This is a genomic window from Nocardioides pollutisoli (assembly GCF_040045055.1).
Classification (GTDB): Bacteria; Actinomycetota; Actinomycetes; order Propionibacteriales; family Nocardioidaceae; genus Nocardioides; species Nocardioides tweenelious.
The window spans coordinates 2,715,985-2,729,289 of record NZ_JBDZDU010000001.1; the positions used below are offsets into that span (position 1 = coordinate 2,715,985).

General features: G+C 70.5%; 14 protein-coding genes. 9 read left to right on the top strand and 5 right to left on the bottom strand.

Annotated features, from left to right (window positions below; translation table 11 throughout):
- Positions 1–5: 5 nt before the first annotated feature.
- The 4 genes from ABLE68_RS13245 to ABLE68_RS13260 all read right to left on the bottom strand — a co-directional run bounded on the left by ABLE68_RS13245 (position 6) and on the right by ABLE68_RS13260 (position 2,847).
- Entirely contained in the window at positions 6–188 is a 183-nt protein-coding gene (locus ABLE68_RS13245) for a DUF5999 family protein (protein ID WP_348871918.1), read from the bottom strand.
- Positions 189–336: 148 nt separating this feature from the next.
- Positions 337–1,299 carry a VldE C-terminal domain-containing protein gene (locus tag ABLE68_RS13250; RefSeq protein ID WP_348871920.1) on the bottom strand — a complete coding sequence of 321 codons (963 nt, stop codon included), beginning with the start codon at positions 1,297–1,299 and terminating at the stop codon, positions 337–339.
- A 6-nt stretch (positions 1,300–1,305) separates the two neighbouring features.
- Positions 1,306–2,274 carry a 2,3,4,5-tetrahydropyridine-2,6-dicarboxylate N-succinyltransferase gene (gene dapD / locus ABLE68_RS13255; RefSeq protein ID WP_348871921.1) on the bottom strand — a complete coding sequence of 323 codons (969 nt, stop codon included), beginning with the start codon at positions 2,272–2,274 and terminating at the stop codon, positions 1,306–1,308.
- A gap of 33 nt (positions 2,275–2,307) precedes the next feature.
- The gene (locus ABLE68_RS13260) at positions 2,308–2,847 is read right to left on the bottom strand and encodes a DinB family protein (protein WP_348871922.1); all 540 of its coding nucleotides are present in this window, start codon (positions 2,845–2,847) and stop codon (positions 2,308–2,310) included.
- Between the two features lie 69 nt (positions 2,848–2,916).
- On the opposite strand from ABLE68_RS13260, the gene ABLE68_RS13265 reads away from it, so the two are divergent.
- From ABLE68_RS13265 to ileS, 3 genes are all read left to right on the top strand, one after another.
- The gene (locus tag ABLE68_RS13265; protein ID WP_348871923.1) at positions 2,917–3,720 is read left to right on the top strand and encodes a hypothetical protein; all 804 of its coding nucleotides are present in this window, start codon (positions 2,917–2,919) and stop codon (positions 3,718–3,720) included.
- 57 nt (positions 3,721–3,777) lie between these two features.
- A complete protein-coding gene (locus ABLE68_RS13270) occupies positions 3,778–4,374 on the top strand; it encodes a P-loop nucleotide/nucleoside kinase family protein (RefSeq protein ID WP_348871924.1) in 597 nt (198 codons plus the stop codon).
- 251 nt (positions 4,375–4,625) lie between these two features.
- Positions 4,626–7,811 carry an isoleucine--tRNA ligase gene (ileS, locus tag ABLE68_RS13275; RefSeq protein ID WP_348871926.1) on the top strand — a complete coding sequence of 1,062 codons (3,186 nt, stop codon included), beginning with the start codon at positions 4,626–4,628 and terminating at the stop codon, positions 7,809–7,811.
- 51 nt (positions 7,812–7,862) lie between these two features.
- Here ileS and ABLE68_RS13280 read toward each other — a convergent pair whose 3' ends face one another.
- The gene (locus ABLE68_RS13280; protein ID WP_348871928.1) at positions 7,863–8,711 is read right to left on the bottom strand and encodes an LLM class F420-dependent oxidoreductase; all 849 of its coding nucleotides are present in this window, start codon (positions 8,709–8,711) and stop codon (positions 7,863–7,865) included.
- Between the two features lie 62 nt (positions 8,712–8,773).
- Here ABLE68_RS13280 and dapE point away from each other — a divergent pair, with 62 nt between their 5' ends.
- The 6 genes from dapE to ABLE68_RS13310 are packed head-to-tail and all read left to right on the top strand — an operon-like array spanning position 8,774 to position 13,301.
- Entirely contained in the window at positions 8,774–9,829 is a 1,056-nt protein-coding gene (gene dapE, locus ABLE68_RS13285; RefSeq protein ID WP_348871929.1) for a succinyl-diaminopimelate desuccinylase, read from the top strand.
- A complete protein-coding gene (locus ABLE68_RS13290; RefSeq protein WP_348871931.1) occupies positions 9,826–10,557 on the top strand; it encodes an LOG family protein in 732 nt (243 codons plus the stop codon). Before dapE ends, ABLE68_RS13290 begins: the two co-directional genes overlap by 4 nt.
- Complete coding sequence (locus ABLE68_RS13295) at positions 10,557–10,847, top strand: DivIVA domain-containing protein (RefSeq protein WP_348873272.1); 291 nt, start codon at positions 10,557–10,559, stop codon at positions 10,845–10,847. The genes ABLE68_RS13290 and ABLE68_RS13295 overlap by 1 nt, the downstream gene beginning before the upstream one ends.
- A 15-nt stretch (positions 10,848–10,862) precedes the next feature.
- Entirely contained in the window at positions 10,863–11,288 is a 426-nt protein-coding gene (locus tag ABLE68_RS13300) for a hypothetical protein (protein WP_348871932.1), read from the top strand.
- Positions 11,289–11,314: 26 nt separating this feature from the next.
- Complete coding sequence (locus tag ABLE68_RS13305) at positions 11,315–12,082, top strand: M14 family zinc carboxypeptidase (protein WP_348871933.1); 768 nt, start codon at positions 11,315–11,317, stop codon at positions 12,080–12,082.
- A gap of 4 nt (positions 12,083–12,086) precedes the next feature.
- On the top strand, positions 12,087–13,301 hold the full coding sequence (locus ABLE68_RS13310; RefSeq protein ID WP_348871934.1) for a polysaccharide pyruvyl transferase family protein: 1,215 nt from the start codon (positions 12,087–12,089) through the stop codon (positions 13,299–13,301).
- Positions 13,302–13,305: the final 4 nt, after the last annotated feature.

The following is a 13,305-nucleotide window of genomic DNA, read 5'->3' on the forward strand; positions in this document are numbered from 1 at the left end:
CCAACCTACGCCGACAGCGCGGTGATCTCCCGGTCAGCACCGTCGGGGGTGAGGTAGTGGCCGTCGTCGAACCAGATGACGCCGTTGCAGAGCTGGCACCAGCCCTGCTCGGTGTGGTCCGAGACGATCTGGGCGCTGCAGCAGGTGTCGGAGCTGCTGTCCGGACAGGCCGGGGAGTGTGTGCACATCGTGGTCTCCAGGAATGCTTGGTGACTGTTCCATCGGCACGAGGTCGGTGGGGCTTGAGTGGTTCGTGTCACTGATTCCCAGCATGCGCCTCTTCGACGCCCGGCGCTGGGCTTTCTCCACAGGTCGTCTGGACCAGGCCCCAGGAGGTCAGTCGAAGACGTCGACGTGCACGTGGTCGCGGTGCTCCAGGATCGCGCGGTCACCCGGTTCGTCCGGCGGGTCGTAGTCGCGCCAGCCGTCGCCGGACCGGTCGTCGGCGGTCCAGATCCGGTCGTCGAAGATGACCGTCCGGATGTCGAGCCGGTCGGCCTGGGCGACGAGGTACTGCGCGATCGCCCAGCCGCGGACCTTGTTCTCCGGGCTGATCGGTCGCACGAAGACGTCGATCGCCCGGCCGTCGTAGTGGGCCGAGCCCTCCATGTGCCCCGAGCTCACGCCTCCCGGGGCGAAGCCTCCGAGCGGCGGGTTGTCGAAGACCTCGTCGATCTCGCGGCGTACGACGTCGGCGCGGCGCGTCAGCCCGGAGGCCGTGAGCTTGTCCCGCTCCTCGCCGGGGGTGCCGCCGAGCCGGCAGCTGAAGGCGTGCGGCGAGTTGCCGGTCAGCGCCGAGGCGAGCACGCGGGCGTCGGCCTCGTGGTCGGCGTACGCGTCGGGGAAGCCCGACCGCTGCACCTCCTGCGCGGCCTCGGTGACCGGCAACGACTCCCAGCCGTCGACCTTCTCGAGGGCGTCGTAGAAGGCGTTGGTCGCGTAGTAGGGGTTCTGCACCTCCTTCTCGGTGCCCCACCCCTGGGACGGCCGCTGCTGGAACAGTCCAGCCGAGTCACGGTCGCCGGACTCGAGGTTGTAGAGCTTGGACTCCTGGTACGCCGTCGCGAGCGCGATCGTCGCGGCGTGGGCAGGCATCCCGCGGTCGACCGAGACGGCGGTGATCAACGCGGCGTTCTCGGCCTGCTCGACGGTCAGGCTGACGGTGCGGCCACCGACGGTCGCGGTGCACTCGTCGGGGCTGAAGAGCGGTGCGACCTTGTGGAAGACGGAGTAGCCGGCGACGACTGCGACACCGAGGGCGGCGAGCCCGACCAGGGCCGCGACGGTGCGCAGCTTCATCGGTGGTCAGTTGGTGTGCAGGGCGGTGTTGAGCTCGATGCCGCCGCTCTTCCACGGCACCGCCTCGATCGTGCCGGTGACCGAGTTGCGGCGGAAGAGCACGTTGCTCGCACCGGACAGGGCGGCAGCCTTGACGACCTCCGGACCGATGCCGTCGACCTTGTCGATCAGCGTCACCTTGGTGCCGGCGGTGATGTAGCAGCCCGCCTCGACGACGCAGTCGTGGCCGAGCGAGATGCCGAGCCCGGCGTTCGCACCGATCAGGCAGCGCTCGCCGACCGAGATGACGTGCTTGCCGCCCCCCGACAGGGTGCCCATGATCGACGCGCCGCCGCCGACGTCGGAGCCCTTGCCGACCACGACGCCCGCGGAGATCCGGCCCTCGACCATGGAGGTCCCGAGCGTGCCCGCGTTGTAGTTGACGAAGCCCTCGTGCATCACGGTGGTGCCCTCCGCGAGGTGGGCGCCGAGCCGCACCCGGTCGGCGTCGGCGATCCGCACGCCGGCGGGCAGCACGTAGTCGACCATCCGCGGGAACTTGTCGACGCCGAAGACGGTGACGTGCCGGCCGTTGGCCCGCAGCCGGGCCCGGGTCGTCTCGAAGCCCTCGACGGCGCACGGGCCGGCGCTGGTCCACACGACGTTGGTCAGCAGCCCGAAGATGCCGTCCAGGTTGACGGAGTGGGGTACGACGAGGCGCGAGGACAGCAGGTGCAGCCGGAGCCACACGTCCTCGGTGGTCTCCGGTGCGGCCTGCAGGTCGTCGATCTCCACGAGCAGGACGTCTCGGGTGACGCCGCGGTCCTCGTCGCGGCCCTGCAGAGCGCCGAGCTCGGACGGCACGACGGCACCGGCCGGCTTCTCACCGCGCTTCGGCGCAGGGAACCAGACGTCGAGGACGTTGCCGTCGGCGTCGATGGTGGCGAGGCCGAAGCCCCATGCCGTCGAGGGGGCAGTCGTGGGTGTCGCGGTCACGCCGTACACCCTAGGGGGCGAGGCGAAGCCGCCTCACTGCCCGGTGCGGCCGTCGATGCACTCACGGAGCAGGTCGGCGTGGCCGACGTGACGGGCGTACTCCTCGACGACGTGGACCATGATGTCGCGGACCTCGTACTGCTCCTCGTCCGACGGGTTGCCGATGAAGCGGCTCCAGTCGGTGTCCTGGTCGTACCACGCGTCGGCCTCCTCGCCGACCCTGCGCCAGGTGGCCCAGGCCTCCTCGACGACGGCCGGGTCGGCGACCGCCCCGTTGAAGTCGCCCTCGCGGTCGCCGTCCTTGTAGAGCTGGGCGACCTCGTCGGCCTTGCCCTGCAGCACCCGCACGGACCAGTGGTGCTCCATCTGGGCCAGGTGCCGGACGAGCCCGAGCAGCGACAGGGTCGACGGCGGCACCGACCGGGCCGCCAGCTGCTCGGCGTCCAGGCCCTGGCACTTCAGCTCGAAGGTGAGGCGGTAGTTGCGCAGGTAGGCCAGCACGTTGGCGCGCTCACCACGGGTGGGGGAGTAGTCGCGGGGGTCCTCGTCCTGGCTCAGCCACATGTCGCTCATGGGCGCTACCCGATCAGGCGGGTGCGTCTGGCGCAAACCGATTCGCCCGGGAGCACCTAGCATCGGCCCATGCAGCGGTGGATCGTCGTTCTCGGGCTCGCTCTGGTCGTCGGTGGTCTCGGTGCCGCCCCGGCCGACGCGAGCATCTCCTACTCCTGGCGGTTCGACTCCCGGCCGGCCGGGCTGCCGGCAGCGACGGTCCCGGCACAGACTCTCGTCTTCGCCGCGGCCGGTGCGGAGTCCGGCGAAGGTCCGGCCCAGCTCCGCGCCGAGGTGGTGCTCGGTGGCGTCCCGGACGCCTCGACGAAGTCGTACCTCGAGATCGCCCTCGGGGTGGTCCAGGACGACGGCACCTGCGCGATGGACTGGCAGCTGACCGTCCCCACCGACGAGCCCGGGGGGCCGGTGACCAGGGGCGGGGACCGCCTCTCGATCAGCACCACGCTGGCGCCCCTCGACTTCGTGGACCGCTGCGGGTGGGTCCAGCTGACCGCCGCGGACGGCACGGTGCTCGACCGGCTCGATGCTCCGGGGGCCGGCACGGCGATCGGCGACCCGGGTGGCGTCATCCGGATCCGTGCGGTCGACGGACTCCGGGTCCAGCCCCACCAGTGGGCTCGGATCTGGGTCCGGATCGGCTACCACGGCAGTCCGGCCCACGCGGTGCGGCTCTCGGGCAAGGGCCGTGGGGTCGACGTCCGCACCACGCTGCAGGACGTCGAGCTGCGCGATGGCGACAGTCTGTGGATCCCCTTGCGGGTGCGGCTGACCAGATCGGCGCCTGCGCAGGTCGCGCTGGACGCCCTGCCGCGCGGCTACCTGGCCTTCCCCCAGGCCGGCCACCGCGACGTGGTGCTGCGCCCGGCCCGCTGAGGACGAGCGCCGCGAAAGGGCTCGCGGACCGTCTCGCCAGCGGGTTAGCGTCCGGGCGTGCACGATGGAGAGCTGCTGCTGATCATCGGACCTCCCGCCGTCGGCAAGATGACGGTCGGGCGGGCCCTGTGTGCCGTCACCGATTTCCGGCTGTTCCACAACCACCACACGATCGAGCCGTTGCTGGAGATCTTCGGGTTCGGAACGCCTCCGTTCGTCGTGCTCAACGGGGAGTTCCGGCGCCGGGTGATAGAGGAGGCGGCAGCCTCCGGGACCCGGCTGGTCTTCACCTTCGTCTGGAACGTCGACGACCAGCAGGACGCCGATGAGGTGCGCAGGCTCGTGGCGCCGTACGTCGATCGCGGACTACCGGTCTCCTTCGTCGAGCTGTACGCCGACCTCGGGACCCGCCTGGAGCGCAATGCGGGCGCGGACCGGATCAGCGAGAAGAAGTCGAAGCGGGACCTGGCCTGGTCCGATGCTCACGTGCGCGAGCTGGATGCGGCCCACGTCATGAGCACCGACCCCGCGCGCCCCACACCGGCTGACGCGGTGCTGGCGGACTTCGCGCACCTGCGGCTCGACAACAGCGATCTCTCGCCCGAGGACGCGGCGGCCCGCATCGAGGCCTGGCTGGACGACCGCAGCAACTGATTCGCGCGGTCGTGAGGGTGCGCCGTACGCTGTGACCACAGGCGTCTGAGCCGTCATCAGCGGTGAGCCTCCGGAAGAACGGTCTCGACAAGCTCGACCACCGACGAGATCTAGTAGAACCGGACGGGTAGGCCCGTCACAGCCGTGAACGAGCGGTCCCGTCGTACGACGGGGCAAGCGAGGTGGTACCGCGGCTCACGTCGTCCTCGTGGCAGAAGCCCGAGCACGACGTACCCGCAGGAGATGCCCCGATGACCTACCCCAAGGTCTCCACGAGCGACAGCTCGTCCGTCCCGTCGAGCCCGAAGTTCCCCGAGATCGAGGAGCGGGTGCTGGAGTACTGGAAGCAGGACGACACCTTCCAGGCCAGCATCGACCAGCGCGACGCGGGCGAGGACGGCGCCAACGAGTTCGTCTTCTACGACGGCCCGCCGTTCGCCAACGGCCTCCCGCACTACGGGCACCTGCTCACCGGCTACGTCAAGGACCTGATCCCGCGCTACCAGACGATGCGCGGCAAGAAGGTCGAGCGACGCTTCGGCTGGGACACGCACGGCCTGCCCGCCGAGCTCGAGGCGATGCGCCTCAACGGCATCAAGACGACCGACGAGATCCTCGAGCTGGGCATCGAGAAGTTCAACGCGGCCTGCCGCGCCTCGGTCATGCAGTACACCGGCGACTGGCGCGAGTACGTCACCCGCCAGGCGCGCTGGGTCGACTTCGACAACGACTACAAGACCATGAACCCCGACTACATGGAGTCGGTGCTCTGGGCCTTCAAGCAGCTGCACGACAAGGGCCTCGTCTACGAGGGCTTCCGGGTGCTGCCCTACTGCTGGAACGACGAGACGCCGCTCTCCAACCACGAGCTGCGCATGGACGACGACGTCTACCAGATGCGCCAGGACCCGGCGGTCACGGTCGGGTACGACGTGACGACGCCCGGCCAGTTCCAGGGCGCCAAGCTGCTGATCTGGACGACGACCCCGTGGACCCTGACCAGCAACCTCGCGGTGATGGTCGGCGAGGACATCGACTACGTCATGGTCGACGTCGAGGGCACCCGCTACATCCTGGCCGAGCCGCGCCTCTCGGCGTACGCCCGCGAGCTGGGCGACGACCCCACGGTGACCTGGCGCGGCACGGGCGCCGACCTGGTCGGGCTCGTCTACACCCCGCCGTTCTCCTACTACCTCGGCCACGAGAAGGCGTTCCGCGTCGTGCCGGCCGAGTTCGTGACGACCACGGACGGTACGGGCCTCGTGCACACCGCCGGCGCCTTCGGTGAGGACGACAAGATCGTCACCGACCGCGAGGGCATCGAGCCGGTCATGCCGGTCGGCAAGGACGGGAGGTTCACGTTCCCGGTCGTGGAGTACGAAGGCATGAACATCTTCGACGCCAACCTCCACATCATCGACCACCTGAAGGCCGTCACCGCCGGCGAGGCGGCCGGCTCGGTCACGCCTGGGACGGTGCTCCTGCGCCGCGAGACCTACGACCACAGCTACCCGCACTGCTGGCGCTGCCGGAACCCGCTGATCTACAAGGGTGTCTCGTCGTGGTTCGTCGAGGTCACCGCGATCAAGAAGCGGATGCTCGAGCTCAACCAGGAGATCAACTGGGTCCCGGACCACATCCAGGACGGCCAGTTCGGCCGCTGGCTGGAGAACGCCCGCGACTGGTCGATCACCCGCAACCGCTTCTGGGGCAGCCCGGTCCCGGTGTGGAAGAGCGACGACCCGGCCTACCCCCGCACCGACGTCTACGGCTCCTTCGAGCAGATCGAGGCCGACTTCGGCCGGGTGCCGCGCAACCAGGACGGCGAGCCCGACCTGCACCGCCCGTACGTCGACGACCTGGTGCGCCCCAACCCGGACGACCCGACCGGCCAGTCGATGATGCGGCGCGTCTCCGACGTGCTCGACGTGTGGTTCGACTCGGGCTCGATGTCGTTCGCCCAGGTCCACGTGCCCTTCGAGAACTCCGACTGGTTCGAGCACCACTTCCCGGCGGACTTCATCGTCGAGTACATCGGCCAGACCCGTGGCTGGTTCTACACGCTGCACATCCTGGCGACCGCGATCTTCGACAAGCCGGCGTTCGAGAACTGCATCAGCCACGGCATCGTGCTCGGCTCCGACGGCAACAAGATGTCGAAGTCGCTGCGCAACTACCCCGACGTGCGCGAGGTCTTCGACCGCGACGGCGCCGACGCGATGCGCTGGTTCCTGATGTCGTCGCCGATCCTGCGCGGCGGCAACCTGGTCGTCACCGAGCAGGGCATCCGCGACTCCGTGCGCCAGGTGCTGATCCCGCTGTGGAACAGCTGGTACTTCTTCCAGCTCTACGCCAACAGCTCGTCGTACGACGCGCAGGCGTCGACGGCGTCGACCGACCCGCTCGACCGCTACCTGCTGGCCAAGTGCCGCGACTTCGTCGGCGAGATGACCGAGGCGCTCGACTCCTACGCCGTCGCGGACGCCTGCGACGCGACGCGGTCCTTCCTCGACGTGCTGACGAACTGGTACATCCGCCGCTCGCGGGACCGCTTCTGGGGCGACAACCCGGCCGCGTTCGACACGCTCTACACGGTGCTCGAGGTCGTCTGCCGGGCGACCGCGCCGCTGATGCCGCTCACGACCGAGGAGGTCTGGCGCGGCCTGACCGGTGACCGCTCGGTGCACCTCGCCGACTGGCCCTCGGTCGACGAGCTGCCTGCCGACGACGCGCTGGTCGCCGCGATGGACCAGGTCCGCGAGGTCTGCTCGGCGACCTCGGCGCTGCGCAAGGCCGGCAACCTGCGCAACCGGCTGCCGCTGTCGACGCTGACCGTCGTCGTGGCCGACCCGGCCGCGCTGACCGGCTTCGAGTCGATCGTCCGCGACGAGGTCAACGTCAAGGAGGTCCGGCTGCTCGCGGCCGAGTCCGACGAGGCAGCGGCGTACGGCGTGGAGCAGAAGCTCACCGTCAACGCGCGCGCGGCTGGCCCGCGGCTCGGCAAGGACGTGCAGCTGGCGATCAAGGGCTCGAAGTCGGGCGACTGGTCGGTGGCCGAGGACGGCACCGTGACGGCCGGTGGGCTGGCGCTGGAGGAGGGGGAGTACTCCCTCGAGACCGTCGCAGGCGCCACCGACGGCGGCTCCGCGACCGGGGTGCTGCGCAGTGGCGGCTTCGTCGTGCTCGACACCGACGTCACGCCCGAGCTGGCCGCCGAGGGCCTCGCCCGCGACCTGGTCCGCCAGGTGCAGCAGGCGCGCCGCGACGCCGGCCTCGACGTGTCCGACCGGATCGCACTGACCGTCGGCGGCTCGGACGAGGTGCTGGCCGCGGCCCGCACCCACGAGCAGCTGATCACCGGCGAGACCCTTGCGACGTCGTACGACCTGGTGTCCTCGGACTCCTCCGAGCCGACCGTCACCGTCGTCAAGGCCTAGGTGGGTTGAGGAAGGCGCGCTAGCGCCTGTCTCGAAACCCGGGGACCAGGGTCAGCCCTGGAGGCCGAGGCGGGTGGCCATCCGGTCGAGCGAGCCGATGACCTCGTCGGGCGACTTGTCCGGGACGCCCCAGATGAGCTCGGTGGCGCCCTGCTCGGCCCAGGCCATCAGGTCCTCGGGGTTCGGCTTGAACGCGATCAGGATCCGGATCTCGGGGGCACCCGTGCGGCCGGCCTCGGACCACGCCTTCTTGAGCGCCTCGATCTGACCGGAGATGTCCTGCTGGGTCGGGGTGGTCATCCAGCCGTCGGCGTTCTCGGCGATCCACCTGAAGGTCTTCGGGCCGCCACCGGCGCCGATGATCAGCGGGATGTGCGCGGCCGGCTTCGGGAAGGCCCACGACGGGCCGAAGGAGACGAACTCCCCGTCGTACGACGCCTCCTCCTGGGTCCATAGCGCCCGCATCGCCTCGACGTACTCCCGCAGCACGGTGCGGCGCTTCTCCGGCGGGACGTGGTGGTCGGCGAGCTCGTCGGTGTTCCAGCCGAAGCCCGCACCGATCTCGACCCGGCCACCGGAGAGGTGGTCGAGCGTCGCGATCTGCTTCGCGAGCGTGATCGGGTCGGACTCGACGGGGAGGGCGACCGCGGTCGACAGCTTGATCGTCGAGGTGACCGCGGCGACGGTGGCCAGCGAGACCCACGGGTCGAGCGTGCGCAGGTAGCGGTCGTCGGGCAGCGTCTCGTCGCCGGTGCCGGGGTGCGCGGCGGTCCGCTTCACCGGGATGTGGGTGTGCTCGGGCACGTAGATCGTGTCGAAGCCCCGCTCCTCCGCGGCCTTGCCGAGGGCGGCCGGCGTGATGCCGCGGTCGGAGGTGAAGAGGACGATTCCGTTGCGCATGCGGCAAGACTAGAACCTGTTCCAGTTCTGAGGAAGAACAGTCTGCTGGTTGGATGGGTCACATGCTCGACCTCACCGCCGACGCCGTCACCCTGACCGAGCAGCTGGTCGACATCGAGTCGGTCAGCCGCGACGAGCAGGCGATCGCGGACGCCGTCGAGGCGGCGCTGCGCACCCTCGACCACCTCACCGTCACCCGTCGTGGCAACACCGTGGTCGCCCGCACCGACCTCGGTCGCGGCGAGCGGGTCGTGATCGCCGGCCACCTCGACACGGTGCCGCTCAACGACAACCTCCCGTCGCGCCGCGAGGGTGGTCTGCTGCACGGCCTCGGCACCTGCGACATGAAGGGCGGCGACGCGGTGATCCTGCGCCTGGCCGCCACGGTCCCGGACCCCAACCGCGACGTCACCTTCATCCTCTACGAGGCCGAGGAGATCGACGCGGAGTTCAACGGCCTGCGCCTGCTCGCCGAGAGCGACCCCGACCTGATGGTCGCCGACTTCGCGATCCTGATGGAGCCGTCGAACGCCGTCGTCGAGGCGGGCTGCCAGGGCACCCTCCGGGTGGACGTGCGTACGACGGGGGAGCGGGCCCACTCCGCGCGCAGCTGGCGCGGCGTCAACGCGATCCACGGCGCCGCGGAGGTGCTCCGCCGCCTCAACGAGTACGACGCCCGCCGGCCGGTCATCGACGGGCTGGAGTACCACGAGGGACTCAACGCGGTCTTCATCCGCGGCGGCGTCGCCGGCAACGTGCTGCCCGACGAGTGCGTGGTCGAGGTCAACCACCGCTTCGCACCGGACCGGTCCGAGGCCGAGGCCGAGGCCTTCGTCCGCGCGTTCTTCGACGGCTTCGAGGTGACCCTCACCGACAGCGCCCCCGGGGCGCTCCCCGGCCTCGACGTACCGGCCGCCAAGGCGTTCATCGACGCAGTCGGCGGCGAGGTCAACCCGAAGTTCGGCTGGACCGACGTCGCCCGGTTCACCGCGCTCGGCGTCCCGGCGGTCAACTTCGGCCCCGGCGACCCGATGCTCGCCCACAAGCAGGAGGAACACGTGCCGATCGAGCACATCACCCGCTGCGAGACCCAGCTCCGTGACTGGTTGACCGCATGAGAGCCAAGTTCAAGGGCCCGATCATCCAGCGCCGCGGCCAGGTCGACGAGGGCACCACCGACCAACGGCTGCTCGACTCGCGCGGCCCGTCCGACTGGGTCCACACCGACCCGTGGCGCGTGCTGCGGATGCAGGCCGAGTTCGTCGAGGGCTTCGGTGCGCTGGCCGAGCTCGGCCCCGCGATCGCGGTCTTCGGTTCGGCGCGCACGCCGCGCGAGCACCCCTACTACGCGCAGGCCGAGCAGGCCGGCCGGCTGCTCGCCGAGGCCGGGTTCGCGGTGATGACCGGCGGTGGACCGGGCGCGATGGAGGCCGCCAACAAGGGTGCCTGCGAGGCCGGTGGCATCAGCGTCGGTCTCGGCATCGAGCTGCCCTTCGAGTCGGGCCTCAACGAGTGGGTCGACGTCGGCATCAACTTCCGCTACTTCTTCGCCCGCAAGACGATGTTCGTGAAGTACGCCCAGGGCTTCATCGTCCTGCCCGGCGGTGTCGGCACCCTCGACGAGACCTTCGAGGCGCTCACCCTCGTGCAGACCGGCAAGGTCACGAGCTTCCCGATCGTGCTCGTCGGCACGGCGTACTGGAGCGGCCTGCTGGGCTGGATGCGCGACACCGTGCTGGCCGAGGGGATGCTGGGCGAGGCCGACCTGGAGCGGCTGATCGTCACCGACGACGTCGAGGAGGCCGTGGCGCTCATGGTGGCGGCCAAGGAGGTCGAGCGGTCGTGATGTGGTTCTTCGCGGTCCTCGTGGTCCTGGCCCTCGGTGGCATCGCCGTCGTGGCCGCCGGGCGGGGCGCGCCGCTCGCCGAGGTGTACGACGACCGCCCGGACGCCACGGTGCCCGCGGGTGGCCCGCTGCGGGCTGACGACCTGCGCCGGGTGCGCTTCTCCCTGGCCTTCCGCGGCTACCGGATGTCCGAGGTCGACGCCCTGCTCGACCGGCTCGCCCGCGAGCTCGACGTACCCCCGGTGGAGCCCGAACCGGGCGACACGCGTGGCGACACGCCCGCCGGATAGGGCACACTGCGCTCCGTGTCGACCTCGGTGATCGTGTACGTCCTCACCGCGCTCGCCGCTGTCGTGGTGGTCCTGACCCGTCTCCGCCTCGGCCGCGGGGACGGCGGTGCGGGCCGCTTCAGCGTGGGCAACGGGCTGCTCAACCTCCACACCGGCGCCGGCGTCCTGGCCCTGGTCACCTGGGTGGTCTTCCTGGTGGCACCCGAGGACTCGACGCTCGGCAGCCCCACGCTCGGCATCGTGGCCCTCGCCTTCTGGTGGGTCGTGGTCGTCGCCGGGCTGCTGATCCTGGTCCGCTGGCTGCCCAGCCGCGGCAAGCACGCGTCCGACGGCAGCGAGGACAGCTGGTCCGAGGGTCCCGGCCTGTCGATCCTCGCCCACGTCGGCATGCTGGTCGGCGTCTGCGTCTTCACCTGGGCCTACCTCACCTCGGCCGTCTAACTGGAGTGTGTCGGTAGGGTTCAGGCATGCGACTCGGGACCCTGATCACCACCACCCTCCTCGCAGCCTCCCTTCTCGCGGGCACGGCCCTGGTCGCCCTGCCGACCACGACGTACGCCGCGATGCCCGCGCCGGACGCCAGCGCGGTGATCGGCAAGGAAGTGATCGGCCACTCCGTGCGCGGCCGGCCGATCACGGCGTGGCACCTCGGCGAGCGCGGCAAGCCCAAGGTCCTGCTCATCGCGACCATGCACGGCAACGAGGGGGCGCCCCGCCAGATCCTGGCCACGCTGCGCGACGGCCGGCCGATCCGCGGCGTCAACCTCTGGGTGGTGCCGGTCTACAACCCGGACGGCCTCGCCGCGCACACGCGCCAGAACGCCCACGGCGTCGACCTCAACCGCAACTTCCCCTACCACTGGGCCGACCTCGACGGCAGCTACGAGTCAGGCCCGCGGGCCGGCTCCGAACCCGAGACCCGCGCGATGATGCGGTTCCTCCGGGAGATCCGCCCGCGGCGGATCATCAGCTTCCACCAGCCGCTGAACGGCGTCGACACGGACACCAAGAACCAGCGCTTCTCCGTCCGCGTCGCACGCGCACTCAACCTGCAGCGCAAGTCCTTCACCTGCGGCGGCATCTGCCACGGGACGATGACCGGTTGGTACAACAGCCGCTTCGCCGGCAGTGCCCTCACCGCCGAGTACAGCGCCCGGCCCGGCCATCACCGGATGCGCGTGCTGGCGCCCCGCCAGATCCTGTCCCTCTGGGACGCTCACCGGGTCCGGGGCTAGAGCGATGGCCACCACACGCATCCTCCTCAGGGCCGGCAAGGACCCGTTCCAGCCGCTGAGCGCCGAGGAGACGCTCGCCCGCAACGTGCTCGGGGACAACGGCGGCAACGCCCTCTTCTCCGGAGCCATCCACCAGCTGCTGAGCCGGGCTGACACAGAGGTCGTCGCCGACCACTGGAGCACGCAGAAGCCCGCCGACCAGCGGATGACGGTGCGCGACATCGCCGCCATCAACGAGGAGTACGACGCGTTCGTGCTGCCGATGGCGAATGCGTTCCGCCGCGGCTTCACCCGCAACCTGCGCGCCCTGACCCGCGTGATCGAGCGCCTGACCATCCCGGTGGTCGTCGTCGGCGCCGGTGCCCAGCTGCCGATGGACGGTCCGTTCGTCCAGCCCGACGACGAGCCCGACCGCCACATCGTCCGGTTCCTGCGCGCCGTCCTCGACCGGTCCCCGGCGATCGGGGTGCGCGGGGAGAAGACCCGCGCCTACCTCGGCAGCCTGGGCTTCGGGGACGAGCACGTCGACGTGGTGGGGTGCCCGTCCCTGTCGGCGCACACCGGTCCCGAGGTCGTGAAGCGAGTCGACTCCCTCGACCGCAGCAGTCGCCTGGCCCTCAACCTGACGCCCGTCGTGCCCGGGATCGGCGCCTTGGTCGAGCACCACGTCGACGCCTACGACGACCTCGTCTACATCGCCCAGACCAACGCGACGCTGGGGTTGCTCCTGGGCCAGGGCGACGACCGGGCCGCGGAGCTGGACCCGCGCCTCCCGCACAGCGTCGACCACCCGCTGTTCCGTGCGGGGCAGGTCCGCTTCTACGTGGACCCGACGCCGTGGATCGACTACCTGGCGACACGCGACTTCGCGTTCGGCACGCGGCTCCACGGCAACGTGGCGGCGTTGGAGGCCGGCACCCCGGCGGTGCTGCTGTCCATCGACTCACGCACCCAGGAGCTCGCCGACTACCACCAGATCCCGCACCGACGGCTCACCCACGACCTCTTCGAGACCGCTGACGCCGCCGAGCTGTACGCCGAGGCGGACTTCACGGCGTTCAACGCCCGGCGCACGGAGATCCGTGACCACCTGCTCGCGTTCCTGCACCGCGCAGGGCTCGAGACGCAGGACGAAGCGGACGCCGCTGCCTACCGTCAGCGGCTGGCGGCCACGCAGTTCGCTCCCGCGGTGGTCTCCGGGTCGTCGCCGGAGCGCTGACCCG

Excerpts from the sequence above, each read along its gene's own strand:
- ABLE68_RS13245 (WP_348871918.1), bottom strand. The coding sequence starts at position 188 with ATGTGCACACACTCCCCGGCCTGTCCGGACAGCAGCTCCGACACCTGC.
- ABLE68_RS13310 (WP_348871934.1), top strand. The coding sequence starts at position 12,087 with ATGGCCACCACACGCATCCTCCTCAGGGCCGGCAAGGACCCGTTCCAG.
- ileS (WP_348871926.1), top strand. The coding sequence starts at position 4,626 with ATGACCTACCCCAAGGTCTCCACGAGCGACAGCTCGTCCGTCCCGTCG.
- dapE (WP_348871929.1), top strand. The coding sequence starts at position 8,774 with ATGCTCGACCTCACCGCCGACGCCGTCACCCTGACCGAGCAGCTGGTC.
- ABLE68_RS13265 (WP_348871923.1), top strand. The coding sequence starts at position 2,917 with ATGCAGCGGTGGATCGTCGTTCTCGGGCTCGCTCTGGTCGTCGGTGGT.
- ABLE68_RS13280 (WP_348871928.1), bottom strand. The coding sequence starts at position 8,711 with ATGCGCAACGGAATCGTCCTCTTCACCTCCGACCGCGGCATCACGCCG.
- ABLE68_RS13260 (WP_348871922.1), bottom strand. The coding sequence starts at position 2,847 with ATGAGCGACATGTGGCTGAGCCAGGACGAGGACCCCCGCGACTACTCC.
- ABLE68_RS13290 (WP_348871931.1), top strand. The coding sequence starts at position 9,826 with ATGAGAGCCAAGTTCAAGGGCCCGATCATCCAGCGCCGCGGCCAGGTC.
- ABLE68_RS13295 (WP_348873272.1), top strand. The coding sequence starts at position 10,557 with ATGTGGTTCTTCGCGGTCCTCGTGGTCCTGGCCCTCGGTGGCATCGCC.
- ABLE68_RS13250 (WP_348871920.1), bottom strand. The coding sequence starts at position 1,299 with ATGAAGCTGCGCACCGTCGCGGCCCTGGTCGGGCTCGCCGCCCTCGGT.
- ABLE68_RS13305 (WP_348871933.1), top strand. The coding sequence starts at position 11,315 with ATGCGACTCGGGACCCTGATCACCACCACCCTCCTCGCAGCCTCCCTT.